We start from the raw sequence: 23,444 nt of genomic DNA, 5'->3' as shown, positions 1-23,444 counted from the left end.
TACGTCCAGTACGAGGACTTCCGGCCGGCACGCCGAGAGCACGCACCGGACGTCACTCCTTGACGGGCGAACGTTGCCTGCCGGGGCACTAGATGAATGAGTCCGATGGTCGCGGCCAGCACGGACATTGGACTCATTCATCCAGGCTCACCGGGCGACTCGCGTCCCGGCGACACCGGGACCGTACCTGCGCCAGCACAGCCCAAGACGAACCATCTACCGGTCCCGACGGCACGGTCTACGCCGGCGGGTTCGTGTTCGACGCCGCCGACGCGCGCAACGGCGTAGCCGCCTCGACGTCGTACGACGGCGGGCGCACCTAGACGCACCCGACCCCCCTGATCGACGACAGGCAGGCCCAGTTCGGCGACGACAAGAACTCCGTCACCGCCGACCCCGTCCATCGCGGCGTCGCCTATCAGGTCTGGACCGCATCGACGAGGACGACTCCGCCAAGGTCTACGACGGACCCGCCTACATCTCCATCACCCGCGACGCCGGCCGGCACTGGGCCGCGGCCCGTCCGTTCGTGGACACCTCGGTCGTCCCGCATTCGCAGACCATCGGCAATGTCATCGTCGTCGACCCGCGCACCGACACCCTCTACGACGTCTTCGACCGGCAGACGTACGGCATCGACTACGCGACAGGCACCCTCACGCCCACCGACCTGCACTTCGCATGGTCGAGTCGACCGACCAGGGCCGCACGTGGAGCAAGCCGGTCACCATCGCCAAGGACACGGCCGCGCCCGAGGCGGACCCCAACGCCCCGGGTGATGCGACCAAGTCCCTGCGCGCCGGCGGCGACCTGCAACGCCCGCGGCACGGTCGCGATCACCTGCTACGACCTGCGCCACCTCACCGCCGGGAACACCACGACCCTCCCCACCGCCACCTGGCTGCTCACCTTTCCGCGCGGCGCCGAGCAGCACGCCACCGAGCGTCGCATCTCCGGCGTCTTCGACTGGCTCCAGGCCCCTTACGCCGGGGGCCACTTCCTCGGCGACTACGAGGGCCTCGGCGCCGACGGCCCCTTCGCCGTGCGGCCGCTGTTCGTCGAGACCAATGCCCATGCTCCGCAGGACTCGACGGACGCCTACAGCGGGCTGTTGTCCAGTGGCACGGACCACGGACCCGTCGCTTCGGCCGCGGTCACACCGCGCGTGACGGGCCCCAAGGCAGCAGCCCGGCCGCCTCGGACGGTCCGGTGAGCAGGGCTGATCCTGCCCGCCGTCCCCGGGGACGATGCGTGGGCCCGAACAGGTGTGGGCAGCGGGAGTTCGGGCTCATGTGAGCTGCAAGGTAAACAGCGTGCCATTTTTCCTGTAAGCCCTTTGTGGGGCTGTTGTGGACACGCCAAGATCCCCTCTGCGCCGGGACACCCCCATATGCCCGGTGCAGGGAGGAGAGGGCATGTTGCCCGCGAGGCATCAGCGACGGTTCATAGCCTGCACCGTTGCAGCGGCCGCGTTCGGACTGGTGAGCACCCAGTCGTTCGCGGCGTCGACCGACACCAGAACCCGGCCCTGGCAGGCGCGCCATCAGGCCGCGATGGGCCGTCAACACATAAAGGCGGTCCGCGCCGGCCACGGAATGTCCGCTCTCGCCGCGACCGAGGGCGACGACGACGGCGCCGATGAGGCGGAGAACTCCGCCGAGGCGACAGCCCAGTTCACCGAGGCGCGCACCGCGCCCGGCGTGGTTGCTCCCGGTGCCTACGGGGCGGCCTGGCAGCAGCTGCAGTCGATGCGGCACACGGGCGGCAGCTGGGGCCACGTCACGAACAAGGCGTACAACTCCGACGATCCCCGCTATCGCGATGTGAACTCCAACTCCAGTGGTGGCTCGGGCAAGGTGACCGGCCGGATCACCGGGATCGCCGCCGACGACCAGGGGAACGTGTACGCGGGCGGTGCCAACGGTGGTGTCTTCCGCTCGACAACGGGCGGCGGACACTGGAAGCCGATTGCCGACAAGCTCCCGTCCCTGTCGACGGGCACCCTCGCCCTCGACGGCCAGAAGCGGCTCTGGTACGCCACCGGCGAGTCCAACACCGGGGCAACGTCCTTCGTGGGGACGGGCGTGTACGTCCTGAAGGACCCGCGCCACGGGCAGTTCCAGCCCGGCGACCGCGTGGGCGGCGCTGAGCTGGAGTCCACTGTCGTCCACGCTCTCCGCTTCGCCGGCACCAAGGTCTGGGCGGCGACCAGCACCGGCGTGTGGTCGCACTCCACGACCACCTTGTCCGGCCCGTGGAAGCACGAGTTCGCCCCCAACCCGGACTATCTGCCGGGTGGTTCGAAGGCGGACGATTCGAGCGCGCCGTACAAGAACATCGCCAACGACATCGCCGTCGACCCCAGGGACCCGAACAAGGTCCTCCTCGCAGTCGGCTGGCGCGGCGGCGACAGCCGCAACGGCCTGTACGCCAAGCAGGACGACGGCAGCTGGAAGCCGGTCAGCGGGCTCGGTGACCTGCCCACCAGCAGTGACGACGTCGGCAACATGACGTTCGCCGCGGCGGCCGACGGCTCGCGCCTGTACGCCATCGACCAGTCGCCGGCGCAGACGACCGCGAACCCGGACAGCGGCCTGAAGGGCGTGTACGTTTCCAAGAACGGTTCGCCGTTCGGGCCGTGGACTCGGATCGCGGACTACACCAAGCTGAAGGCGTCCGGATCCGCGCTTCAGAGTGCGGGCTACATGCCGGGCATCCAGTCCTGGTACAACCAGTTCCTCCAGGTCGACCCGGCCAACGCCGACCACGTCTACCTCGGCCTGGAAGAGGTCTTCGAGACCAAGAACGCCGGCTCGACCTGGACCACCCCGGGCCCGTACTGGAACTTCCCCTTCCCTTGCTGGAGCATCGACCCGGCCAAGCAGACCGGCGACTGCTCACCCACCACCCACTCCGACCAGCACGCGGTCGCGATCGGCAGTTACAAGGGCAAGAGCTGGGCGTACGTCGGCAACGACGGCGGCATCTACCGCCGCCCGCTGAACGGCGCGGTCGACTCCGGCGGCCACGCCAAGGACTGGCGGTCCCTCAACGACGGCACCCTCGACGTCCTCCAGTACTACTCCGTCGGCGTCGGCAAGGACCTCACCTACGGCGGAGTCTCGGTGACCGGCGGCCTGCAGGACAACGGCCAGTCGATCCTGCGCGGCCGGGACAAGGTCATGGGCTCCGACTTCGGCGGTGACGGCGGCGACACCATCACGGACCCCGCCAACGGCTGCAACATCGCCGAGGAGTACGTCTACCTGGACATGTGGGTCACGCAGAACTGCGGTGTCAACGACGGCTCGTGGACCACGGACCCGTCCAAGGCCACCGAGTACGAGGTCGCCCCGCCGGACAAGGACCAGGGTGGTGCCGGCGCCCGCTTCATCGCCCCGATCACCGCCGACGTCAAGGACACCAACACCTGGATCGCCGGCGGCCGGCACGTGTGGGTGAACACCAAGGGCTTCGCCATCCGCTCCGGCAAGGAGTGGACGAACGCCTACGACCTCGGCGAGGGCCATGTGGCCACGGCCGTGGCGTCCTCGGGCGGCACGGTGTACGTCGGCTGGTGCGGGCCCTGCAACAACCAGGGCTTCACCCGGGGCATAGCGGTCGGCAACGCCGACGGCACCGGCTGGCACCAGCTCGGCCTTCCGGTCGACGGCCCCGTCCCGAACCGCTACATCTCCGGCTTCGAGATCGACCCGGCCAACGCCCAGCACGTCTACGTGGCGATCAACGGCTTCTCCCGCCGCTTCACCGAGGGCCCCGGCGCGGGCGTCGGCCACGTCTTCGAGTCCAAGGACGGCGGCGCGCACTGGACGGACATCTCCGCCAACCTGCCGGACGTTCCCGCCGACACGGTCAAGCTCCTCCCGAACGGCGGCCTCGCCCTCGGTACCGACCTGGCCACCTTCTACCGCCCCGCCGGTGCCACGAAGTGGCTGGTCCTCGGGAACAACCTGCCCACCACGGCCGTCGTGCAACTCCGCCTCGGCCCCGACGGCAAGCTGTACGCCGCCACGCACGGACGCGGCATCCGGTCCTTTGACGTACGGCGCCTCAAGGGCCGTAAGGACTGATCGCGGCGGACTTCCGTCATGCGACGGCCGGTGTGCTCCCCGCGCCGGGAGCACACCGGCCGGCCGGGCTTTCTGGTCACTGCACCCGATACGCCGCCACGCTCAGCCGGAGAGTGAAGAACGGTGCGCCTTCCGGACCCCAGGTGACGGTCACCGATCCGGTGCGCGCGGCGCGTACGGTGACGCGGGTGACACCTTTGCCGTCGGTGGCGGTCGAGGTCACGAGCGCCAGCATCGGATTGCTGCTGTGCGGCTTCGGCCAGGGACCCTGGGCACGGGCCTGAAGGATCACGGTCACCGTCGTGCCGGATCGCACGCACAGGCTGCGGACGGAGGCGTCGCCAGGGCTGTGGGTGACGGTGGCGGAGCCGGTGACGCAGCCGGGGGAAGCGGCGGCCGTCCCAGGAGAGGTCGGAGTTGCCTCCGGGGGCGGTGACGGCGTCTTCGCCGGGGCCGTGGCGGATGGTGAGGCCCGGCCGCCCGGTGTGCCTGGACTGCTTTCCGAGGGCCTCCGGGTGACCGGATCGGCCGAAGGGGACGGTGGCGTCGAGTCCGCGTGCGAGCCGCCGCCGCTGCCACCGCAGGCAGTCAAGAGGCACGAGACGGCGACCAGGACGGCCGCGAGCCGAGACCAGGACCCTCGCCCACGTCTGCAGTCCTCGATCATTCTGCAGTCCTCGATCATCATGACCACTCCCTCATGCGACCGGACGGCACTGCGACGTACTCGACCGCAGATCGGTTCCCGTGGGGAGCGGAGGGTCTCAGCGGATGCCCGAGTCGAACGAGACGACGACCGTGCGGTCCCGCCGATGCGGATGGAACCGGACCGGCGGAACCCCCTCGGTGGTGGGCGAATCGGACGCACGACGGCCTCGGTCGCCACTTCCCGGTGGCAGAGGCGCGTCGCGGCCGAGGTGCGTTCCGGCGGACACCGGAACGCACCTCGGAGCGGACAGAGGGGAGATCAGCGCCGAGTCGGCAGGGGCCCGGATCCAGTGGACTTGGGTGGTGCGGTGACGCTCGCCGCGCCGTGGGTCGTGGCGGGTGTGCTGCCGCCGGTGACGGTGAGCGGGCCGGCGGTGTAGAGGGCCTCGTCGAAGGCTTGCCCGTTGATCGGTGTCTTGCCGACGGCGAAGACGGAGACCGCCTTGCCGCTGACCACGGAGGTGGAGATGTAGTCGCCGACCATGCTGCCCTGGGTGGAGTCGGCGATCTGGGACAGGGACATCGGGCCGGCGACCGTGGTCGGTGCGCTCCAGGTGCTGCCGCCGCTGGCGGAGGAGACGTAGCCGACCTCCAGCCGGCAGGTGGAGGCGGTGCAGTCGGCGTTCGGGTAGAAGTAGTAGTAGAGCCCGATCTTCGCCGTGCTGCCGGAGGTGGTCGGGTCGATGCCGATGCCGGGGATGAAGTGGTCGACGCCGCTGGTGGTGGGGTCGATCGGCACCCGGGTCACGGACGACCAGCTGGTGCCGTTGGTCGAAGTGGCGTAGACGATGTCGTTGGCGGGGCAGCCGGAGCGGAACCGGCAGTCCTGCCAGGCGACGTAGATCTTGCCGGATCCGTCGATCTCGGCGGACGGCAGGCCCTCACCGTCGCGCAGGTTGCCGGCCACGCCGTGGCTGCTGACGTTCGCGATCAGGGTGCTCGAGCTCCAGCTGGAGCCGCCGTTGGTGGAGTTGAAGGCGCGGACGGCGCTGCCGTTCGAGGAGTAGGCGACCACGACCGTGCCGTTCGGCTGGACGAGGGGCTGGCCGCCCAGCCCGGTCGGGTTGCCGGAGGGCGACACCGGAGCCGACCAGGTGGCGCCGCCGTCGGTGGAGCGGCTCATGACCACACGGTTGCCGGACGAGGTGATGTCGACCTCGACGTAGCAGGTGCCGTAGTACGGGCTGGAGGTGCTGTTGTCGCAGACGACCCATTCCTTGTCGTAGCCCTGGCCGTCGTTGCCGACCGCTATGACGGGGTTCTGCCAGCTCGTGCCGTTCGTGGAGCGGCTGACTGTCACGCCCGCACCGTTGGCGTTGGAGTCGATGACCAGTCCGGCGACCATCCAGGTGCTGTGCTTGGCGTCGTAGGCGACGGCCGGGTCGGACACGCGGGCCCAGCTGCCGCCCCCCTGGTGGGTGGTGATGCCGGGGAGCATGCCGTGCTGCCAGGTGGTGCCGCCGTCGGTGGAGGTGTTCCAGCCGATGTCGGAGGCGCCGCCGTCGGTGAACCGGCCGACCTGGGAGGAGGCGACGATCGCGTTGCCCCAGGCGAAGGTGTCGGGTTCCAGCTCGGTGGCGTGCTGGCTGGAGGTGTTGGTGAACGGGTCCGTGCTGACCTGCGTCAAACCGGGCGGCGGAGCGGCCGTGGTGAAGGCGGCGTCGTCGTAGAGCGTGTAGGTGGCGTCGCCCGCGTAGTCGTCGTCGTGGCTGACGAGCTTGAGGGTGTAGCTGTGCCCTGCGGTCACCGCAGAGGAGACCTGCTTCCAGCCCTGGCCCTTGGTGCACGTCTTGGCCAGAACGGTCGTTGTCGTGCCGGCCGTGGTGTCGGCGAGGGTGGCCGTCGCCCAGTCGTAGGTGAGCGTGTCCGGGCAGGTGACGCTGTACCAGAAGGACAACTGGTTGGCGCCGGTGGGCGCGGTGAAGGTCTGGGCGATCGAGGAGTCGCCGTTGGTGGGTGAGGTGCCGCCGACGCGGGCGGCGTAGGTGCCACTGTGGGCACCGGAGTTGACCACCGTAGTCGTACCGGTGGTTGTCCAGCCGGTCAGGCTGCCCGACTCGAAGCCGCCGTTGGAGACGTCGGCGAGCGCCGGATGCGAGGCGAGGAGGAGACCGCCCAAGGAGAGCAGGGCGGTGGTGGCGGTCGCGACGGATCTGCGGAAGACGGTGCGCGACATGAGGGGACCCCTTTCAGCCCGAGGACGACAAGCAGAGGCCGGAAGAGCGGCGAGGATTGCGGTGAGCGCGGCTGTCCGGCCGCGCCTGCGTCTGGACCGGGACACGGAACATCCTTTCGGGCAGCCGGGGTTCACCCGGCGTGTGGGGGGAGAAGGACGTTCACGCCGATGGAGCGCGTGCTCGCAATCCGGGATGCTTGCACCGGACATGCCACGCAACAAGAGAGACGACAGGGGTATCGCGCCAGGCGACCGAGAATTTACGCGGCGCAGTCAACTCCTCGCATGCCCTGTGGCGGATCGACAGGAACGTGGCGGGGCCCGGGAGTCGTATCCAGCTCCCGGGCCCCTGGGGATGCCACCCAATTGCGCACGCCGGCGGCGTTTAAGAGGACGGATCAGTCATCATGCCGTCGTGTTCTTCCTTTGAACTACCGCACCATGTGAGAGGTGCAGGCGAGAGTCGAACTCGCATCCGACGGCGTTCGTCCGGCCTCGGTCGATCCGGCGATCGGCGGCGATGCTGAGACTGGAGCGAGAGTCTGAGATTGACCGCGGCTGCCTCTGCCATGTTGGGCTACCCCGGCCCGTTGCAGGCGCTGTGCCGGGGGAAGGACTCGAACCTTCACTGTCACCGCTTCTTCAGGCTGAACTTCAGTGTCAGCTTGCGCTCATCACGCGCACCGGTCCTCAATCCGGCCCGCGCCTGTCGCGCACCCCCGCGCTCGCACGCGGGGGCGATCGTGGATGCTACCCGCGATCGGCTCAGCCGAGCAGGTAGCCGAACACCGCGTCGCCGACTCGTTGGTCGGTGACCTCGGCACCGTTGGCCTCCTCGCGGGCGAACTTCACCGCCTGCTGGAGCTTCTCGACCCGCTCCACCAGCTCGTTCACCCGCCGCGCCGGGAGCGCTCCGGAGAACTTCACGGTCGTCCAGTACCCGATGGGCACGTCCTCGTAGTACACCTCGACCTGCGCCGGGTGCTTGTCGGTCGCCTCCGCCTTGACATGGTTGCGTGGAACCTTCTTGGTGCGGATCGTGCGAACCTGGTCCGTCTTCCACCAGTCCGTGGAAGGGTCATGAGACCAGGACTCCGCGGCGTCGAGGGTAGGGAGCTTCCTGACGAACGTGTGCAGGTCGGTGAGCTGCTTCTCCAGGAAGAGGAGATAGCTGACCGGGACGTCGGTGAGGATCGTCCGGCCGTCGACCGTGACGTCCGCGCGGGCCGTGCAGTTCGCCCAGTCCTTGGTGGCGGTCACGTCGAAGAGCCGGGTGAGCGACGCGGACATCTCCCGCAGCACGTCCTCGGCCTGCACCTGCACCCGCGTGGACTCGGGCGGCAGTTGCTCGCCCTCCTCGTCCTTCGGCTGGTACGTACGCGAGATACCGGCCAGCAGTGCCGGCTTCTGCACCTTGTGGTGCGCCGCGGTGATGTCCTGGAGCGACTTGCTCTTGACACCCTTTTCGACAGCGATGATCTGGTTCAGCTTCGCCACTTCGGGTCCCCCTTCGAACAGGCAGGAACGTACCTCACCGGCTCGAACAGGCGCACTCCCTTTATCCCCCGCACCCACGGCTGCCGTCACCGGCGGGGGAGCAGGCCAAGAGAGGCTGGTTGAGCCCCGGCACCGCGCGAGCAGGGGCATGGCGCCGCCCTCCCGGACCGGTCGCGTCACCCCTGTCCGATGTGGCGCAGGAGCGCGGTTACGGCAGGGGACGGTTCCCCGCGTGGGCGGACGACCAGGACCGTCCACGCCGGTGCGTGCGCGGCGAAGGGGCGTACCGGGAGTTCGGGGAACCGGGCGGCGAGCGACGGGGGCATGATGCACACGCCGAGCCCGTGCCGGACCAGGTCGGTGGCCGCCAGCAGGTCGTTCACCTCGAAGGTGGTCCTGCGTTCGAGGGACGCCGCGCGGAAGGCCCTGTCGACCTCGTGCCGGACCGCCCAGCCGGGGGAGAAGTCCACCAGTGGCAGCGCGGCGGCCTCGGCAGGGTCACCAGTCCCTCGGGCGGCAGGACGTCCGTCGTCGGGGCGGTCACCAGGACCATCTCCTCGCGCGCCAGCAGCCGGGTCGTCAGGCCGCGCTGCAGCGGGGTGTCCAGGGCGGCCACGGCGAGGTCGGCGGTGCCGTCGCGCAAGGCCCTCGCCGCAGGAATACTCGCCCAGTACTTCGGCGCGCCGCTGCGTCTGCCGTACGCGGTCTTCGTCGTTCTGTTGCTGACCGGCGTGGCCGCCGTTGCGCTGACCCCCGAGACCGTCCACAAGCCCGCGGTCAGGCCCGGCTATCGGCCCCAGAGGGTCAGGGCCGCTGACGGCGACCGCGGATACCTCGCCGCTGCCGCGGCCGGTTTCACGTGCCTGGCGGTGTTCGGCCTGTTCACCTCCGTGGTTCCCGGCTTCGTCGGTGAAACCCTGCACCACCCGTCCCGCGCGTTGGCCGGACTGGTCGTGTTCGCCGTGTTCGGTGCCGCCGCGGCGGCCCAGACGAGTACCGGCCGACTCGGCGCCCGGACGCGGTGGTACCTCGGGCTGCTCGCCCAGGCCGTGGGCATGGCCGTCCTCGCGGTCGGTATGCGCTTGACCAGCCTGCCCGTTTCCCTGGTCGCCGGGGTCATCGCCGGAGCCGGCGCCGGCGTGCTGTTCAAGTCCGCCGTCGCACACGTGGCCATCACGGCCGCTCCGGCCCAGCGCGGCGAAGCCCTCGCCGGCCTGTTCCTCGCCTCCTACCTCGGCCTGGCTCTGCTGCCCGTCGGCCTGGGCATCGCCGGCCGCTCCATGAGCCTGACCGACGCGACGACGTGGTTCGCCGCCGTCGTACTCGCGCTGCTCGCGGCCGTCGCCGTACGGGCACGCCACCACGGCCCCGGCGCGGCTGCCGGGACCCGGTCCGGGAACGCCGGAAGTCCACGTCGGGTACGTCCCGATCGCCGAGCATCGCAAGGGTGGAGACGTGTTCGACGGCGCCGCTGCGGCGGGCATCGCCGTGGCCCCGGTGTCAGGGACCGGTGCCTTGGACGATCAGCGGGCGAAGCGGTGTTTTCCTCCCCGGCGGCGGAGACGGATCGCCGCGTAGACGAGGTCGGCAAGCAGCACGACGGCGCCGATGATCAACAGATAGAACAGCCCGTGAGCGGCGAACCCGATGATGCCCAGCACCACGGCCACGAGGATCAGGAGCAGAAACAGACTCATCGGCCCTCCCGGCGGCTTCGGTGGTTCAGCGGCGGGCGAGGCGGCGCTCGCCGCCGGCGCCCGGGGCGTAGTCGAGCGAGTAGTGCGCAAAGACCGCCGGCTCTTCCGTGGCCGGCAACTCTCCGTCCGTGTCGATCGCGGGGGCCTTCTTGACGATGTCCCTGCCGTAGACGACCTTCAGGTACCCCGGACCGACAGTCGCGTCCGTGAGGGGAACGAAGACCAGACGGCGGCGGGTGGGCATGCCAACGGTCACAGTGGCGTAGAAGGGCTCGTCGGTCGCGGTGTCGACGTAGACCGATTCCAGAACGCCGATCTTGTGGCCACCGGGATCGACCACGTCGTGACCACGCCATTCACGGATGTCGCCTGCCTCGAACATGATGAACCTCCGCGTGATTCCGGGCGGGTACCCGTGGTCGCGCGGCGCATGCCGACCCGTCCGTCCGTACGTACTGCCAGGACTTGTCACATACGTACTGCCAGGACTTGTCGGAGTTCCTCGGCCGGTCTGTGGGTCGGCCCGGGCAATCCGGCCCCCGGCGAGACCTCGTCGCGAAGATCAACCTCGGTGCCGCGGCCGCTGTCGTGTCGCATTGCCCCACAGGAACCGGATAGGTCATCCGCATCTGTTATGGTGGCGACAACCGGATAATCTATCCAGATATGTAGAACGGGTTGTGCCATGAAGCAGACAGCAGTCGTCACGGCAGGGACAGCGGGAATCGGGTTGGAGACCGCCTCGGGACTGGCCGAGGCGGGCCTTGCGGTCACCGTGGTCGGGCGCAACGCCGAGCGCGGCGCCCGTGCGGTCGAACGGATCAACGCCGCGGCACCGCTGCACCCCGCCCGGTTCCTGGCCGCCGATCTCGCCTCGCTCGACGCGGTCCGCGCCCTCGCCGACCGGATCGCCGCAGACGGTCCGCCGGCCGTGCTGGTCAACAACGTCGGAGCGATGTTCCCGGACCGCCAGGACTCGGTCGACGGGATAGAGGCGACGTTCGCCGTCAACCACCTCTCGCCCTACCTGCTGACCGAACTGCTGCTGCCGGCGCTGCAGGCCGGTGTGCCGAGCCGGATCGTGAACGTCACCTCGGGTGCGATCGGTGTCGCAAAGCGCGTCTTCGACGCCGTCGAGCCGCCGGGGGGCTACTACGCATTCCACTGGTACGGCCGCGCCAAGCTCGCCAACCTGGCCTACACGCTGGAGCTGGCCGGGCGGCTCGACGGCACGGGCGTCTCGGTCTTCGCGGCAGACCCCGGCGGCGCCGCCACCGACATGACCAACGGCGCCATGCGCGATCCGAAGATCGTCTCGCCGGGGCTGCGGCTGCTCTGGCCGCTGGTCCGGCGCAAGTTCGAACGCTCGACCTCGGGCCCGGCGTCCCTGGCGGCCAAGTCCTCGATCTTCGCCGCGACCGACGGCTCACTGGCCGGCCGGACCGGCCTCGTCATCGGACCCCAGGCGCATCCGGTCGCTCCCTTCCGTTCGGCAACGGATCCCCGCATCGCCGAAGCCGTGCGCCACCTCAGTGAGCGCCTCGCGCCACTCACGACCCCGTGACGAGATCTTCGCGCCAACTGCGCACCCCCAGCGCGTGCTTGCCCGAGAAGGAAAACGGGTGGCTCATCCGGAACGGGCTCCACATCGATCCGGATGAATGATCCAGTTACACTGCTCGCATGCCGCCCGCCCCCCTGCGCAAGGACGCCGCCCGGAACTGGGAACGGATCGTCGCCGTGGCGCGCGATCTCGTGGACGAGGGCACGCCACTGCAGCTCAACGACATCGCCCGCCGTGCCCGGATGGGCGTTGGCACCGTCTATCGCCACTTTCCCACCGCTGAGGCGCTCCTGGAGGCCGTCGCCACCCCCAGCCTGGAGGCACTCGCCGCTCACGGCGAGCAGGCGCTGGCCGACGACGACCCCGGGCGCGCCCTCGCCGACTTCCTGACCCGCACCATCGAGGCGCAGGTCACCGACGCCGCCCTGTCCACGGTCACCGCCGCGCCCACGGATGCCCTGCCACGCACGACCGAACTGAAGAGGACCCTCTCGTCGGTCGGCAGAGAGTTGCTCAGGCGCGCCCGCGACGCCGAGGTTGTGCGGCCCGACTTGACGCCCGAGGACCTGGTGCCGTTGATGTGTGGAATCGCCTATGCCGCGAATGTTCATGGCGCCCCCGCAGCCCGCGTCGAAACCGCCCGCCGGTATCTGACCGCTCTGCTGGAAGGCTTGTACATCCGTTGAAGGTCCAACGCGGTCCATGGTCGGCCGCACGTGTCGCTCGCGCGCCGCAGCGATCGGCGAGGGGTTCCAGCGCCTCGCCTGGCAGGGGCCATCCCACTGCAGCCGGCGGTGGCAACTGAGTTCGCGCGGATGAGCGGAGCGGGCAGCGACAACAGCGGAAGACGGGTTGTCGACGGGCGGTTCGAGCTGGAGGAACGGCTCGGCGGTGGCGGCATGGGGCTGGTCTGGCGCGCGAGAGACCTCGTGCTGCACCGGAGCGTGGCCGTCAAGGAGGTCCGGCCGCCCGATCCTGATCTCGCCGAGTACGACTCCGAGGCCGCCGGGATGCTGCGGGAGCGAGTCCTGCGGGAAGCCCGTGCGCTGGCCCGTGTCGATCATCCCAATGTGGTGACCATCCATCATGTGGTCGACGGCGGTCGGGGAAGCTGTCCCTGGATCGTCATGGAACTCGTCACCGGCGGCTCGCTGGCCGACCGTCTCGCACGCGGACCCATGAACCCGGGCGAAGCGGTGCGTATCGGACGTGAGGTGCCGGCCGCGCTGCGCTCCGCACACGAGGCCGGCATCCCCCCGGTCAGCCGAGCTTGAGAAGGCCGGCTTCGACGACGGCGCGGCCGAAGGGGTCGGCCAGTTCGGCCAGCCGCTCGCAGTCGGCGTCGCCCAGGGCGGCGTAGGCCGCAAGGGCCAGGCGGTCGGTGCGGTCCTCGATGTGCCGGCGCAGGAGTACGCCCTCCGAGCTGAGGCAGTCGCCCTCGAGCAGACCTCGCTTGCGCAGACGCTCCTTCGTGCCGGCCCACTCCTCCTCGGGCCATGCGCGGCTCGCCTTGAGGAAGTCGACAGGAACCTCACCCCTGGCGGCGTCCAGAACCAGGGCCTCCAGGCCCCCGACGCCTTCGCTCAGCAGGCACGCGACATGGCCGTCTCCACGGAACTCCCGGAGCAGCGTCTGGGCGTGCCACAGCTGCAAGACCGGCTCCTCCGGCCAAGGCAGTGCGGCATGCGCGGCGAACAGCGGGCGACCTTGCGGGTGTTCGCAGGCCGCCTCTGCGGCCCTGCGAGCCAGCGCCAGGACCTCGTCCAAAGCGGGCAGCTCGTGGATTCCCGCCCGCCGCAGGGCCTCGCCCGCCGCGGCGTACCGCGCGTCCAGCACCTGCTGCGGCGTCGTGGCATCCCAGGCCCCGACGACCGCCTGCCGTACGAAAGCGGGGTTGAAGTTGTAGAAGGTCGAGATGACCAGCTCGGCGGATGCCCGGCCGAACGCGGCACTGCGGGAGGCGAAGTACCCGGCGCGTCGGCTCAGTCCGAGGTCCGCGTACCGGCGCGTTCCCTCGGGGGCGAAGTAGATCATGGCGTGTACGGGTTCGAGTCGGCGCCAGGCCGCGCGGGCTGCCTTCATGAAGTCACTTCTCCGGAGAGTCGACGAACGGGGTATTCGCTGCTGTGTGGTACTCGCCGTGCGCTCGCAGGTGTTCGAGCAGCAGGCGGCTCAGCATGCCGGGCGCCTCTTCGGGAACCCAGTGGCTGACCCCCTGGAGGGTTTCGAACCGGTACGGTCCGTTGACCCACCGCCCGGTCTCCTGTGCGGCCGCCGGGCCGAACGCGCTGTCCTCCGTGCTCCAGACGTACAGCGTCGGCACGTCGACGGCGCCGATCGCGCCGTCGGGGCGGCCGGCCCGGTACCAGTTCAGCGCCGCGGTGAGAGCGCCCGGCTGGGACAGGTGCCGTACGTAGGCCTCGGCACTGTCTTGCGGGACCTTCCCCGCGTAGACGACGCGAAGCTCCTGGGCGTCGTGGGCGAGCATGCGCTCCTCGGTCGCGGGTGTCTCGCGCCAGTCGATCATGTAGTGCGAGCGTTTGCGCTGATCCTCGTCGGTGCGCAGTGCGGTGGCCAGAGCGCCGGGATGCGGGGTCGAGACAACCGTCAGGGTGCGTACGCGGCCGGGGTGGGCGTGCGCGGTCCACCAGGCCACCGCGCCTCCCCAGTCATGGCCGACCAGGTCGAACGCCGCCCAGCCCAGTTCCTCGGTGATCGCGACCACGTCCTCGACGAGAAGGCCGATGCGATAGTCCTCGGGTCGCTCAGGGCGGGCGCCGGGGGAGTACCCACGCTGGTCGGGTGCCACCACCCGGTAGCCGCGAGCGGCCAGAGCCGCGATCTGCCGTTGCCACACCAGCCCCGTCTGCGGGAAGCCGTGCAGCATGAGCACCGGGCGACCCTCGGGCGGACCCGCCACGATCGCGTCGAACACGCCCGCATCGGTGGTGATGCTCAGCTCGGTCACGACCCACCCCTTCATACCGACTGGTCGGTAGCCTTCAGGCAGGGGATCGAACTGTCAAGACCGCGGGCATGCGCGCATCCCAGCAGCGGCGGCCGCGCACCCCCTTTCCTGCGACTCGTACACCCGGGCCGCCGTCGCCGCAGCCATGCGCCGGGCGTCTCAGCCGGGTGGTGCCGACAGATGGATCAGGATGCCGCACACCTCGTCCACGATCTCCCGGGCCTCCGTCTCGTCCCCGCAGTCGCCCAGCTCGCGCGCCGCCCCTCCGATGACGGTGGTCAGCACGCTCACCCGCACCCGCCCGGCGCGTCGCCGCTCGTCCACCTCCAGCAGCCGGGCGTTGCGCCGTACCCATGCGCGGTCCCACTGGCGGCGCAGCGCGTCGAAGCCCGCGGGACCGTCGTCCTCCACGAGGAGCCTGCCGAGCCTGCGGTTGTCCCAGGCACCCTCCAGGTACGCCCTGGCTCCCGCCACGAAGAGGGCGACGGGGTCCTCCACACCACGGCTGCGCTCGGAGGCCAGCGTGGCCGCGGTCCGGCGCTCCTGCTCCTCCCGGAACTCCTCCCAGAGGGCGAGGTAAAGCCCTCGCTTTCCGCCGTAGTGCTGGAAGAGGCTGCCCAGCGGGATGCCGGCGCGCGCCGCGATCTCGGTGAGACCGGCGTCGGTGTATCCGCGCTCGGTGAACACCTCCAGCGCGGCGTCCAGCAGCGCACGCCGGACCGTTCGGTTCTGCCCCCCGTGCCCCTCCGGCAGATCCATGTCCCCCTGCCCGCCCGGCAGCTGACGTGCCGCCCCGGTCCCGGCAGACTCCACGATGCCGCTCACTGGCAATCCCCACCTTCCCCGGCCCCGTCGCGGATGGCGAGGGCGACCAGTAGTTCCAGGAGGTCGGCGATCCGGCGCGGATTGCGGCCGGTGCGTTCCTCGATCCGGCGCAACCGGTAGTGCGCCGTGTTGTGGTGCACCCGCAGCCGCTCGGCGGCCAGACGCAGATTGAGGTCCGCCTCCGCGAAGGCCCGTATGGTGGCGGCCAGTGTGTCGCCGCGTCTGCGGTCCTCCTCCAGCAGCACACGCACCCGGGGATCGACCAGTTGGCGGGCGAGGTCGTCGGCGCGCAGCGCAAGGTAGTCGAAGGGGGACAGCCGCGGCAGCGCCGCCACCCCGCCCCCGCTCGGCACCAGGTCGAGGGCGGCCCGCGCCTCCTGGTAGGCGCGCGGCAGTTCACATGCGCCGTGCGCGACCGTACTGATCCCCATGGAGAGCATGGTTCCGCCCCGCGCGAGTCGCCGCTGCACGGCCTCGAAGTGGGCGCAGACGTCCTCCGCGTTCATGCCGGCCCGGAGCACGGGCACGGCCACCACCTCGCCGTGGCGCACGACGACCAGGGTCCGGCCGGCCCAGGGCCCGGCGACGCTGATCGACGCGCTGGTGGCATATCCGTTCTCGGCCGAGGTGTGGTCCCCCGTGCGCGTGTCGCCGACGCACACCGCAACGACCGCCATCATCGGCGAGCGCGGTCCGATGCCATACGCCTGCGTCGCGGCGAACAGCGGACCGCGCGTCGGTGCCACGCCCGCCAGGAGCTGGTCCAGGAGATCCCGGCGCTCCCGGTCCGCGTCCGCCACCACGTGCTGCTGGTACTCGACGTATGCCTGCGCTGCGTGGGTGCTGGCGTAGTCGACGTACCGCATCAACGGGGTGACGAGGGACAGTGCGGCCTGCTGGGCTTCGGCGGACGTGCCCGCGCAGTCCAGCAGCGCGTCCCACATCACCTGCCGGCCGACCCGGAACGCACTGATCCAGTCCTCCAGGGCGAACCCCGCACGTGCACGGCGCATGGCCGCCGCGCGGCTGAAGACCAGGTCCTCGGGAGCGATGTCGCGGTCGCCGGCCAGCGCCGCCAGCTGCATCCGGTAGTGCTCGAGCACCTGCTCCCGTACCTCGTCGAAGAACCGTTCGTCCTGCAGTGCGTACGACGGGATCTCCGCGCGCATCACGTCGACGGCGGTCTCCGCCACTTCCTCGACCCGGTCGTGGACGGCGTGCAGGATCCGCCGCCGCTCCCGGCGGAGCGGTTCGGAGAGCTGGGGAGTGCCCAGGGCAGGACCGCGAGGCATGGCGCCGATCGTCGCCGCCCGCGTCGTGCTCCGTCAACAGGCTCGGCGTGAGACAGCTCCCGGCACCTGTGCGCGGCGCACAGTCCGGCGACCGAGAAGTTGGGTGCTCACACCCAATGTGCGCCTGCAACGCCCCCACTTACTGTGACGCTCGCCCACCCCCCAGCACGTCGGAAGGGGCGTCACTCATGCTCGCGGTCGACGGTATCACCGTGCGCTTCGGCGGGATCACGGCACTGGACGGTGTCGCGTTCACCGTCGAGCCGGGCACCGCCGTGGGGCTCATCGGGCCGAACGGAGCCGGCAAGACCACCTTGTTCAACTGCCTCACCAGGCGCTGCACTCCCCATGGGGGAGACGTGCGGTTCGAAGGCGAGGACCTGCTGGCCCTCGCTCCGCACGCCGTTGCCGGGCGCGGCATCGCCCGCACCTTCCAGAACCTGGGCCTGTTCCCGCGGCTCACGGTCCGGGAGAACGTCATGGTCGGCGCCCACAGCCGGGGGCGCACCGGACATCTCGCCGCGGCGCTCCGGCTGCCCCACGTCCGGCGGGAGGAGAGGGAACTACGTGACCGGGCGGACGACTTGCTACGGCGGCTCGGCCTGGCGGACGTGGCCGACCACCCCGCCTCCGGGCTGCCGTTCGGCACGCTCAAACGCGTCGAACTCGCCCGGGCGCTTGCGGTACGGCCCCGGCTGCTGTTGCTCGACGAACCCGTCAACGGGCTCAGCCACGGCGAGGTCGGCCAATTCGCGGATCTGGTCGGGTCGGTGCGCCAGGAGTTCGACCTCACGCTCGTGGTGGTCGAACACCACATGGGGTTCGTGATGGGCCTGTGCGACAAGGTGGTCTGCCTCGACTTCGGCCGCAAGATCGCCGAGGGGTCACCGGAGGAGATCCAGCGAGACCCGGCGGTCGTCGAGGCGTACCTGGGGGTGGCCGCATGAGCGAGCCCACCACCGACCGTACCGAGGCCCGGCCGAGTGCGGAGCCGGACTTCCTGAAGGTCACCGGCCTGCACGCCGGATACGGCCAGGCCCGCGTGCTGCAGGGCCTCGACTTCTCCGTCGCCCGCGGCGAGGTGTGCGCGATCCTCGGACCCAACGGCGCGGGCAAGACCACGACGCTGCGGGCGCTGTGCGGCATGGTCCGCGGCCGCGGCTCGGTCACCTTCGACGGTACGCAGCTGCTGGGCCGCTCGCCCGAGCAGGCCGCCAGGCTCGGCGTGGCGCATGTGCCCGAGGGCCGGGGCACCTTCAACGAGCTGACCGTCGAGGAGAACCTGCGCATCGGCGCCCACCTGCGCACCCGCCCCCGGTGGCGGGGCCGCACCGAGCGTGTGGCGGTGGCGGCCGACCTGGAACGCGTCTACGGCCACTTCCCCAAACTGCGCCAGCGCTCGCGTCAGGCCGCCGGCAGCCTCAGCGGTGGCGAGCAGCAGATGCTCGCCATCGGCAGGGCGCTGATGCTGCGGCCGTCGCTGCTGCTCCTGGACGAGCCTTCCCTCGGGCTCGCACCGCTGGTCACCCGCGAGCTGTTCGAGATCGTCCGTGCCGTCAACGAGGAGGAACACACCACCGTGGTCGTCGTCGAGCAGAACGCCCAGCTCGCGTTGGACATCGCGCACCGGGCGCACGTACTGGAGGCCGGCCGCCTGGTGCTGTCCGGACCGGCTCAACAGATCCGCGAGGACGGGCAGGTCGCCGAGGTGTACCTCGGTGTCCCCGTCCTCTCCCGGAAGGCCGGGTGAGCGCCGTGACCGATCTTCTCCAGCAAGTGGTGGAAGGACTCGGCTCCGGCGCGGTGTACGCCAGTCTCGCGCTGGCCCTCGTGCTGATCCACCGGTTCACGGGGATCGTCAACTTCGCGCAGGGCGAGCTGGCGATGCTCTCGACATACGTCGCCTGGCAGCTGGTGGCGTCCGGGATGCCGTTCTGGCTGGCGCTGCCGGTCACCCTCGCGGTGTCCTTCGCCGGTGGCATGCTGGTCGAGCGGATCGTCATCCGCCCCGTTCAGGGCGCGCCCGAGCTGACGGTGGTCATCGTCACGGTCGGCCTGTTCATCTTCGTCAACGCGATGGCCGGCCTGATCTGGTCGTTCACCGTGAAGGACTTCCCGCAGCCGTTCCCCGACGGCGGGCTGGACCTGGCCGGGGTGAGTGTGGACTGGTCGACGCTCGGGATCCTCGGCGTGGTGGCCGTCGTGATGGGCCTGCTGTATCTGCTGTTCCAGCACACCTCCCTCGGCCTGGTGATGCGGGCGGTCGCCTGCAACCCCTCCTCCGCCCGGCTGTCGGGCATCCGGGTGGGCGGGGTCCGGATGCTCGGCTGGGGGCTGGCGGCGACCGTCGGCGCGGTCTCGGGCGTGCTCGTCGCCCCGGTGCTGTTCCTTGAGCCCAACATGATGGGCGGGGTGCTGATCTACGCCTTCGCCGCGGCCACCCTCGGCGGCTTCGACAGCCCGGTGGGCGCGGTTGTCGGCGGTCTGGTCGTGGGTGTCGCCGAGACGCTGACCGGTGCGTACGTGGGCGTGATCGGTGCCGATCTGAAGGTGGGCGTCCCCCTGGTGATCATTCTGGTGGTGCTGCTGGTGCGGCCCCAGGGCCTGTTCGGACGGGCGGCGGTGGAGCGCGCGTGAACACCGTCACAGCGGCACTCGGCACCGACCGGGCCCGGCGGCTGCGGGCCGCACTCACCGTGCTGCTCGCTGCGGCGGTCGCCGTCGGCGCACCCTTCTACTTCGCCCCCTTCCAGGTCTTCCAGCTGACCATGGTGCTCCTGTACGCCGTGGCGCTGGCCGGGCTGAACCTGCTGGTCGGCTTCGGCGGGCAGATCTCGCTGGGGCACGGCGCGTTCTTCGCGGCGGGGGCCTACACGGCGGCGGTCATGCTCGACCGTTACGACACCGGCCACCTGGCCACGCTGCCGGTCGCGGCCGCCGGATGCTTCCTGCTGGGCCTCGGGTTCGGAGTGCCCGCCCTGCGGCTGCGCGGCCTGTACCTGGCCCTGGTCACCCTGTCGTTCGCGGTGTTCCTGCCGCCCCTGCTCAAGCGGCTCGAACCGGTGACCGGCGGCTCCATGGGCCTGACCGTGGACAAGCTGCAGCCACCCGCGTGGAGCGGGCTGGCCGAGGACCAGTGGATGTACTTCGTCGTCCTCGCCGTCACCGCGGTGGCGCTCCTGCTCGCCCGCAACCTGCTGCGGTCCCGGGCCGGCCGGGCACTGCTCGCCGTGCGGGACAACGAGAGCGCCGCCGAGGTCATGGGCGTGCGGCTGTCGCTGCACAAGACCCTCGCCTTCGCGTGGAGCGCCATGTTCGCGGGTGTCGCCGGGTGCCTGTACACCTGGGTGATCGGCTTCGTCTCGCCCGACTCCTTCACCTTCGTGCTGTCCATCACCCTGCTGGCCGGCCTGGTGGTCGGGGGACTCGGCTCGCTGTACGGACCACTGCTGGGCGCGGCGTTCGTGATGTACGTGCCGAGCGTGTCCCAGGACGTCAGTGAGGCCGCACCGGGAGTGGTGTTCGGCCTGCTGATCATCACGGTGATGTTCGTGGCCCCGACAGGGCTGGCCGGTCTGCCGGGCCGTGTCCTGGGTGCTGTCGCCCGCCGCCTGCCCCGCACCACTGCAGCCCTCGACCATCCGCCAGAGGCCGAATCCGGGCGCGATACGGAGCCGAAGTCCGGGGCCGAACCCGAATCCTCCGCGACCCTCACCCCCGCGGACCCCGCAGTTGTCGACGCCGAACCCGTGGGCGCATCGCCCCGCACGGAAAAGGAATGAATCACATGCGCAAGACGACCGCTCTGCGGGCGGCAGCGGCCGCTACCGCCGTCCTGCTCACCGCGACCGCCTGCAGCAGCCGGCGAGGGCAGGACGACCAGGACACCGCCGCCAGTGGCGCGTGCAAGGGCCAGCAGACCACCGGCATCACCGACAAGACCATCAAGCTGGGCGGGATCTACCCGCTGTCGGGACCTGCCTCCGCGTACGGCACGATCAGCAAGGGCGTGGCCACCTACTTCAAGTACGTCAACGACAAGGGCGGCATAGACGGCCGCCAGGTGCAGTTCGTCGTCCGCGACGACGGATACCAGCCGCCCAAGGCGGTCGAGGAGGCCCGCAGACTCGTCGAGCAGGACAAGGTCTTCGCCGTGTTCCAGACCCTGGGCACCCCGTCCACGGCAGCCGTGTGGGACTACCTCAACCAGCAGAAGGTGCCGCAGCCCTTCGTCGCCACGGGTGCCTCCGTCTGGGGCACGGACGACCAGCATCCCTGGACCATCGGGTGGCAGCCCAACTATGTGGCCGAGGCCCGGGTGTACGCCAAGTACCTCAAGGACGAGCGGCGCACGGCCAGGGTCGCGGTCCTCTACCAGAACGACGACTTCGGCAAGGACCTGCTCGGCGGGTTCAAGAAGGCCGTCGCCGGCAGCGGTGTCAAGGTGGTCGCCGAAGAGAGCTACGAGGTCACCGACCCTTCCGTCTCGGCACAGATGGCGAGCCTGTCCCGCTCCAAGGCAGACGTGCTGCTGGACGTCACCACCCCCAAGTTCGCCAGCCAGGCCCTCGCAGCCGACGCCAACAACACCAAGTGGAACCCGCTGCACATCGTGAACAACGTGGCCTCGTCCGCCGCCGTGCTCAAGCCCGTCGGGTTCAAGAACGTGCAGGGCGTGGTCTCGGCGACCTACTTCAAGGACCCCGCCGACCCGCAGTGGGCGAATGACCCCGAGATGAAGACCTACATGAACGCCATGCGCAAGTACGCCCCGGACGCCGACCCGGCCAACCAGTTCAACGCCTATGGCTGGGCCGTCGCCTCGAGCCTGCACAAGGCCCTGGACGCGATGAAGTGCCCGACCAGGGAAGGGCTGCGGGACGCGGTGCGCAACCTGAAGGACGTGAAGGTGGGCCTGTTGCTGCCCGGGGTCACCATGTCCACGGGTCCCGGCGATGCCTTCCCGCTCGAGACGATGCAACTGGTGCGCTTCAAGGGCGTGCGGTGGCAGCTGTTCGGCAAGCCGGTGGACACCCGCAAGGAGTTCGGCCCGCTGACGAGGTGAGCCGGCGGGGGCGGTCCCGGTCGATCCCTGACCCAGGGGACCGCCCTCACCTCGCGGAGCGGACAGGCGCCCGCGCGCTCAGACGGCGTTCAACCCTCCGTCCACCACCAGGCTCTGCCCGGTGATGTAGGAGGCGCGGTCGGAGAGCAGGAAGGTGACGGCTTCCGCCACCTCCCAGGCGGTGCCCTGGCGTCCGAGCGGTATGCGGGTGAACGAGGCGGAACGCGACGCCCGTCGGGCCGAGGCCTCGCGTCCCATCGGGGTGTCGATCAGGCCGGGGACCACCAGATTGGCGCGGATCCCGCGCGACGCACCTTCCTTGGCGACATGGCGGGTGAGGCCGAACAGGCCTGCCTTGGAGCTGTCGTACGCGGGCGAGTTGGTGGCGGCGCGCAGCCCTGCAACGGAACCGACGAAGACGATCGATCCTCCGTCGGCGATCGCGGGCAGTGCGTACTTGGCCGCGAAGAAGGGGGCGCTCAGGTTGAGCGAGAGCACGCGTTCCCACTGCTGGGGTGAGGTGTCCGCCAGGCCCGCGCCGAGGCCGATGCCGACGTTGACCACCATCGCGTCGAGCGCGCCGAGTTCGCGGAGGGACTCTGCGACCATGGCCGAGGACTGGCCGGGATCCGTGGCGTCGCCGACCACGGACAGGCCACGGGCGCCCTCCTCACCGACCAGGGCGGCGGTGGCCGCCGCGGCCGAGGGGGAGACGTCGGCGCAGGCCACGGAGGCTCCCTCGCGGGCGGCGAGCACGGCCACCGCCCGCCCGTTGCCCACCGGGGCCTTCGGATCGTCGCTGGGGCGGGTGCCCGCGCCGATGACCAGTACGTTCCGGCCGGTCAGGAGGCCGACGGGGCGGGTCGTGGTGTGCCGGGGCTCAGGCATTGCCTCGTGTCCCTTCCGCAGCGTCCGTGCCGGCACCGGTGGGCGCGGGCAGGATTTCCGTGTCGTAGCCGGGCTCGAGCCGGGTACCGGCGGAGTTCAGGAAGAACGCGACCATGTGGTACTGACCGACGAGCATGGTGATTTCGATCAGCTGTGCCTCGTCGTGGTCGGCGGCGAGCGCGGACCAGGTGGCGGCGGACAGGCGTGCGTCCCGGTGCAGTTCGTCGGCGGCACGCAGCAGACGGGCGTCGGCCGGCGTCCACCCGTGGGTGTCCGGGCCCGAGCCGACCCGCCGGATCTCCTCGTCGGTGACCCCGGCGGCCCTGGCCAGCGGTACGTGCCGCCCCCATTCGTAACCGGCGCGGGTGTTGTACGCGGTGCGCAGGATGAGCAGTTCCCGGGTCCGGTCCGGCAGACGGCCGTCGCGCAGCAGATGGCTGCCGAACGGCAGGAAGTGCCGGAACAGGCCGGGGTGCCGCACCAAGGTGGTGAAGACGTTGGGGAGGTGGCCGTCGGCGTCCCGCGGGATCGGGGCCAGGAGTTCCCGGGTGGACGGGTCCCAGTGGTCCTCGGACAGTGGCGCGAGGCGAGGGCCGGGGTCGGGGGCGGCGTGGTGGGGTCGGTGATGGTGCTCGTCGGTCATGGCGGTCTCCGCACTGTTCGTCGGGGTGGG

21 protein-coding genes and 2 pseudogenes are annotated in these 23,444 nt (G+C 70.4%); 11 read left to right on the top strand and 12 right to left on the bottom strand.

Annotated features, from left to right (window positions below):
• Nucleotides 1-529: 529 nt before the first annotated feature.
• Together AB0A61_RS25790 and AB0A61_RS25785 are read left to right on the top strand one after the other, a co-directional pair.
• Nucleotides 530-1,213: a hypothetical protein gene (locus tag AB0A61_RS25790; protein WP_361296649.1), complete on the top strand. Its 684-nt coding sequence runs from the start codon at nt 530-532 to the stop codon at nt 1,211-1,213.
• Between the two features lie 202 nt (nt 1,214-1,415).
• A complete protein-coding gene (locus AB0A61_RS25785) occupies nt 1,416-4,091 on the top strand; it encodes a glycosyl hydrolase (protein WP_361296646.1) in 2,676 nt (891 codons plus the stop codon).
• Nucleotides 4,092-4,167: 76 nt separating this feature from the next.
• Here the strand turns inward: AB0A61_RS25785 and AB0A61_RS25780 are convergent, their stop codons facing one another.
• From AB0A61_RS25780 to AB0A61_RS25765, 4 genes are all read right to left on the bottom strand, one after another.
• Nucleotides 4,168-4,326, bottom strand: coding sequence for a hypothetical protein (locus AB0A61_RS25780; protein ID WP_361296643.1), 159 nt, complete (start codon nt 4,324-4,326; stop codon nt 4,168-4,170).
• Between the two features lie 732 nt (nt 4,327-5,058).
• Nucleotides 5,059-6,975, bottom strand: a complete 1,917-nt coding sequence (locus tag AB0A61_RS25775) for a hypothetical protein (RefSeq protein WP_361296640.1) — start codon at nt 6,973-6,975, stop codon at nt 5,059-5,061.
• Between the two features lie 765 nt (nt 6,976-7,740).
• Nucleotides 7,741-8,472 carry a hypothetical protein gene (locus tag AB0A61_RS25770; RefSeq protein WP_361296637.1) on the bottom strand — a complete coding sequence of 244 codons (732 nt, stop codon included), beginning with the start codon at nt 8,470-8,472 and terminating at the stop codon, nt 7,741-7,743.
• 176 nt (nt 8,473-8,648) lie between these two features.
• Complete coding sequence (locus tag AB0A61_RS25765) at nt 8,649-8,942, bottom strand: LysR substrate-binding domain-containing protein (RefSeq protein ID WP_361296634.1); 294 nt, start codon at nt 8,940-8,942, stop codon at nt 8,649-8,651.
• On the opposite strand from AB0A61_RS25765, the pseudogene AB0A61_RS25760 reads away from it, so the two are divergent.
• Nucleotides 8,910-9,932: pseudogene (locus AB0A61_RS25760) on the top strand (hypothetical protein); the annotation flags it as partial. The gene AB0A61_RS25765 and the pseudogene AB0A61_RS25760 overlap by 33 nt on opposite strands.
• Nucleotides 9,933-9,995: 63 nt before the next feature.
• Here the strand turns inward: AB0A61_RS25760 and AB0A61_RS25755 are convergent.
• A complete protein-coding gene (locus AB0A61_RS25755) occupies nt 9,996-10,169 on the bottom strand; it encodes a hypothetical protein (protein ID WP_361296631.1) in 174 nt (57 codons plus the stop codon).
• Between the two features lie 25 nt (nt 10,170-10,194).
• Nucleotides 10,195-10,551 (bottom strand): PRC-barrel domain-containing protein, encoded by a 357-nt coding sequence (locus tag AB0A61_RS25750; protein ID WP_361296628.1) that lies wholly within the window; start codon nt 10,549-10,551, stop codon nt 10,195-10,197.
• Between the two features lie 303 nt (nt 10,552-10,854).
• Between AB0A61_RS25750 and AB0A61_RS25745 the strand changes: the two genes are divergently transcribed.
• From AB0A61_RS25745 to AB0A61_RS25735, 3 genes and pseudogenes are all read left to right on the top strand, one after another.
• Nucleotides 10,855-11,733, top strand: a complete 879-nt coding sequence (locus AB0A61_RS25745; protein ID WP_361296625.1) for an SDR family NAD(P)-dependent oxidoreductase — start codon at nt 10,855-10,857, stop codon at nt 11,731-11,733.
• A 119-nt stretch (nt 11,734-11,852) separates the two neighbouring features.
• Nucleotides 11,853-12,419 carry a helix-turn-helix domain-containing protein gene (locus tag AB0A61_RS25740; protein WP_361296622.1) on the top strand — a complete coding sequence of 189 codons (567 nt, stop codon included), beginning with the start codon at nt 11,853-11,855 and terminating at the stop codon, nt 12,417-12,419.
• A gap of 129 nt (nt 12,420-12,548) precedes the next feature.
• Nucleotides 12,549-12,986 (top strand): annotated as a pseudogene (locus AB0A61_RS25735) (serine/threonine-protein kinase); the annotation flags it as partial.
• Between the two features lie 7 nt (nt 12,987-12,993).
• Here AB0A61_RS25735 and AB0A61_RS25730 read toward each other — a convergent pair.
• From AB0A61_RS25730 to AB0A61_RS25715, 4 genes are all read right to left on the bottom strand, one after another.
• On the bottom strand, nt 12,994-13,815 hold the full coding sequence (locus AB0A61_RS25730; RefSeq protein WP_361296619.1) for a hypothetical protein: 822 nt from the start codon (nt 13,813-13,815) through the stop codon (nt 12,994-12,996).
• Nucleotides 13,816-13,819: 4 nt separating this feature from the next.
• Entirely contained in the window at nt 13,820-14,701 is an 882-nt protein-coding gene (locus tag AB0A61_RS25725; RefSeq protein ID WP_361296616.1) for an alpha/beta hydrolase, read from the bottom strand.
• Between the two features lie 159 nt (nt 14,702-14,860).
• Nucleotides 14,861-15,526, bottom strand: a complete 666-nt coding sequence (locus tag AB0A61_RS25720) for a TetR/AcrR family transcriptional regulator (RefSeq protein ID WP_361296613.1) — start codon at nt 15,524-15,526, stop codon at nt 14,861-14,863.
• Nucleotides 15,523-16,818, bottom strand: a complete 1,296-nt coding sequence (locus tag AB0A61_RS25715) for a helix-turn-helix domain-containing protein (RefSeq protein WP_361296610.1) — start codon at nt 16,816-16,818, stop codon at nt 15,523-15,525. Before AB0A61_RS25715 ends, AB0A61_RS25720 begins: the two co-directional genes overlap by 4 nt.
• 188 nt (nt 16,819-17,006) lie before the next feature.
• Here AB0A61_RS25715 and AB0A61_RS25710 point away from each other — a divergent pair, with 188 nt between their 5' ends.
• Genes AB0A61_RS25710 through AB0A61_RS25690 form a run of 5 tightly spaced genes read left to right on the top strand, consistent with a single transcriptional unit; the run spans nt 17,007 to nt 21,883 of the window.
• Entirely contained in the window at nt 17,007-17,765 is a 759-nt protein-coding gene (locus AB0A61_RS25710) for an ABC transporter ATP-binding protein (RefSeq protein WP_361296608.1), read from the top strand.
• Complete coding sequence (locus AB0A61_RS25705; protein ID WP_361296605.1) at nt 17,762-18,568, top strand: ABC transporter ATP-binding protein; 807 nt, start codon at nt 17,762-17,764, stop codon at nt 18,566-18,568. The genes AB0A61_RS25710 and AB0A61_RS25705 overlap by 4 nt, the downstream gene beginning before the upstream one ends.
• Before the next feature lie 5 nt (nt 18,569-18,573).
• The gene (locus tag AB0A61_RS25700) at nt 18,574-19,455 is read left to right on the top strand and encodes a branched-chain amino acid ABC transporter permease (protein WP_361296602.1); all 882 of its coding nucleotides are present in this window, start codon (nt 18,574-18,576) and stop codon (nt 19,453-19,455) included.
• Complete coding sequence (locus tag AB0A61_RS25695) at nt 19,452-20,600, top strand: branched-chain amino acid ABC transporter permease (protein WP_361296599.1); 1,149 nt, start codon at nt 19,452-19,454, stop codon at nt 20,598-20,600. Before AB0A61_RS25700 ends, AB0A61_RS25695 begins: the two co-directional genes overlap by 4 nt.
• A gap of 5 nt (nt 20,601-20,605) precedes the next feature.
• Nucleotides 20,606-21,883, top strand: a complete 1,278-nt coding sequence (locus AB0A61_RS25690) for an ABC transporter substrate-binding protein (RefSeq protein WP_361296596.1) — start codon at nt 20,606-20,608, stop codon at nt 21,881-21,883.
• Between the two features lie 78 nt (nt 21,884-21,961).
• On the opposite strand, the gene AB0A61_RS25685 is transcribed toward AB0A61_RS25690, so the two are convergent.
• Both AB0A61_RS25685 and AB0A61_RS25680 read right to left on the bottom strand, forming a co-directional pair.
• Nucleotides 21,962-22,771 (bottom strand): SDR family oxidoreductase, encoded by an 810-nt coding sequence (locus AB0A61_RS25685; RefSeq protein ID WP_361296593.1) that lies wholly within the window; start codon nt 22,769-22,771, stop codon nt 21,962-21,964.
• Nucleotides 22,764-23,414, bottom strand: a complete 651-nt coding sequence (locus AB0A61_RS25680) for a carboxymuconolactone decarboxylase family protein (protein ID WP_361296590.1) — start codon at nt 23,412-23,414, stop codon at nt 22,764-22,766. The genes AB0A61_RS25685 and AB0A61_RS25680 overlap by 8 nt, the downstream gene beginning before the upstream one ends.
• Nucleotides 23,415-23,444 lie beyond the last annotated feature (30 nt).

Source organism: Streptomyces sp. NPDC046197, from assembly GCF_040646295.1.
Lineage (GTDB): Bacteria > Actinomycetota > Actinomycetes > Streptomycetales > Streptomycetaceae > Streptomyces.
Note: the sequence above shows the minus strand (reverse complement) of the source record. Positions and strands in the feature narration are given on the sequence as shown.

Bases quoted from the DNA above. Each gene is read 5' to 3' on its own strand.
- AB0A61_RS25785 (WP_361296646.1), top strand. From the start codon at position 1,416: ATGTTGCCCGCGAGGCATCAGCGACGGTTCATAGCCTGCACCGTTGCA.
- AB0A61_RS25780 (WP_361296643.1), bottom strand. From the start codon at position 4,326: ATGCTGGCGCTCGTGACCTCGACCGCCACCGACGGCAAAGGTGTCACC.
- AB0A61_RS25775 (WP_361296640.1), bottom strand. From the start codon at position 6,975: ATGTCGCGCACCGTCTTCCGCAGATCCGTCGCGACCGCCACCACCGCC.
- AB0A61_RS25755 (WP_361296631.1), bottom strand. From the start codon at position 10,169: ATGAGTCTGTTTCTGCTCCTGATCCTCGTGGCCGTGGTGCTGGGCATC.
- AB0A61_RS25750 (WP_361296628.1), bottom strand. From the start codon at position 10,551: ATGTTCGAGGCAGGCGACATCCGTGAATGGCGTGGTCACGACGTGGTC.
- AB0A61_RS25745 (WP_361296625.1), top strand. From the start codon at position 10,855: ATGAAGCAGACAGCAGTCGTCACGGCAGGGACAGCGGGAATCGGGTTG.
- AB0A61_RS25740 (WP_361296622.1), top strand. From the start codon at position 11,853: ATGCCGCCCGCCCCCCTGCGCAAGGACGCCGCCCGGAACTGGGAACGG.
- AB0A61_RS25730 (WP_361296619.1), bottom strand. From the start codon at position 13,815: ATGAAGGCAGCCCGCGCGGCCTGGCGCCGACTCGAACCCGTACACGCC.
- AB0A61_RS25715 (WP_361296610.1), bottom strand. From the start codon at position 16,818: ATGCCTCGCGGTCCTGCCCTGGGCACTCCCCAGCTCTCCGAACCGCTC.
- AB0A61_RS25710 (WP_361296608.1), top strand. From the start codon at position 17,007: ATGCTCGCGGTCGACGGTATCACCGTGCGCTTCGGCGGGATCACGGCA.
- AB0A61_RS25705 (WP_361296605.1), top strand. From the start codon at position 17,762: ATGAGCGAGCCCACCACCGACCGTACCGAGGCCCGGCCGAGTGCGGAG.
- AB0A61_RS25690 (WP_361296596.1), top strand. From the start codon at position 20,606: ATGCGCAAGACGACCGCTCTGCGGGCGGCAGCGGCCGCTACCGCCGTC.
- AB0A61_RS25685 (WP_361296593.1), bottom strand. From the start codon at position 22,771: ATGCCTGAGCCCCGGCACACCACGACCCGCCCCGTCGGCCTCCTGACC.
- AB0A61_RS25680 (WP_361296590.1), bottom strand. From the start codon at position 23,414: ATGACCGACGAGCACCATCACCGACCCCACCACGCCGCCCCCGACCCC.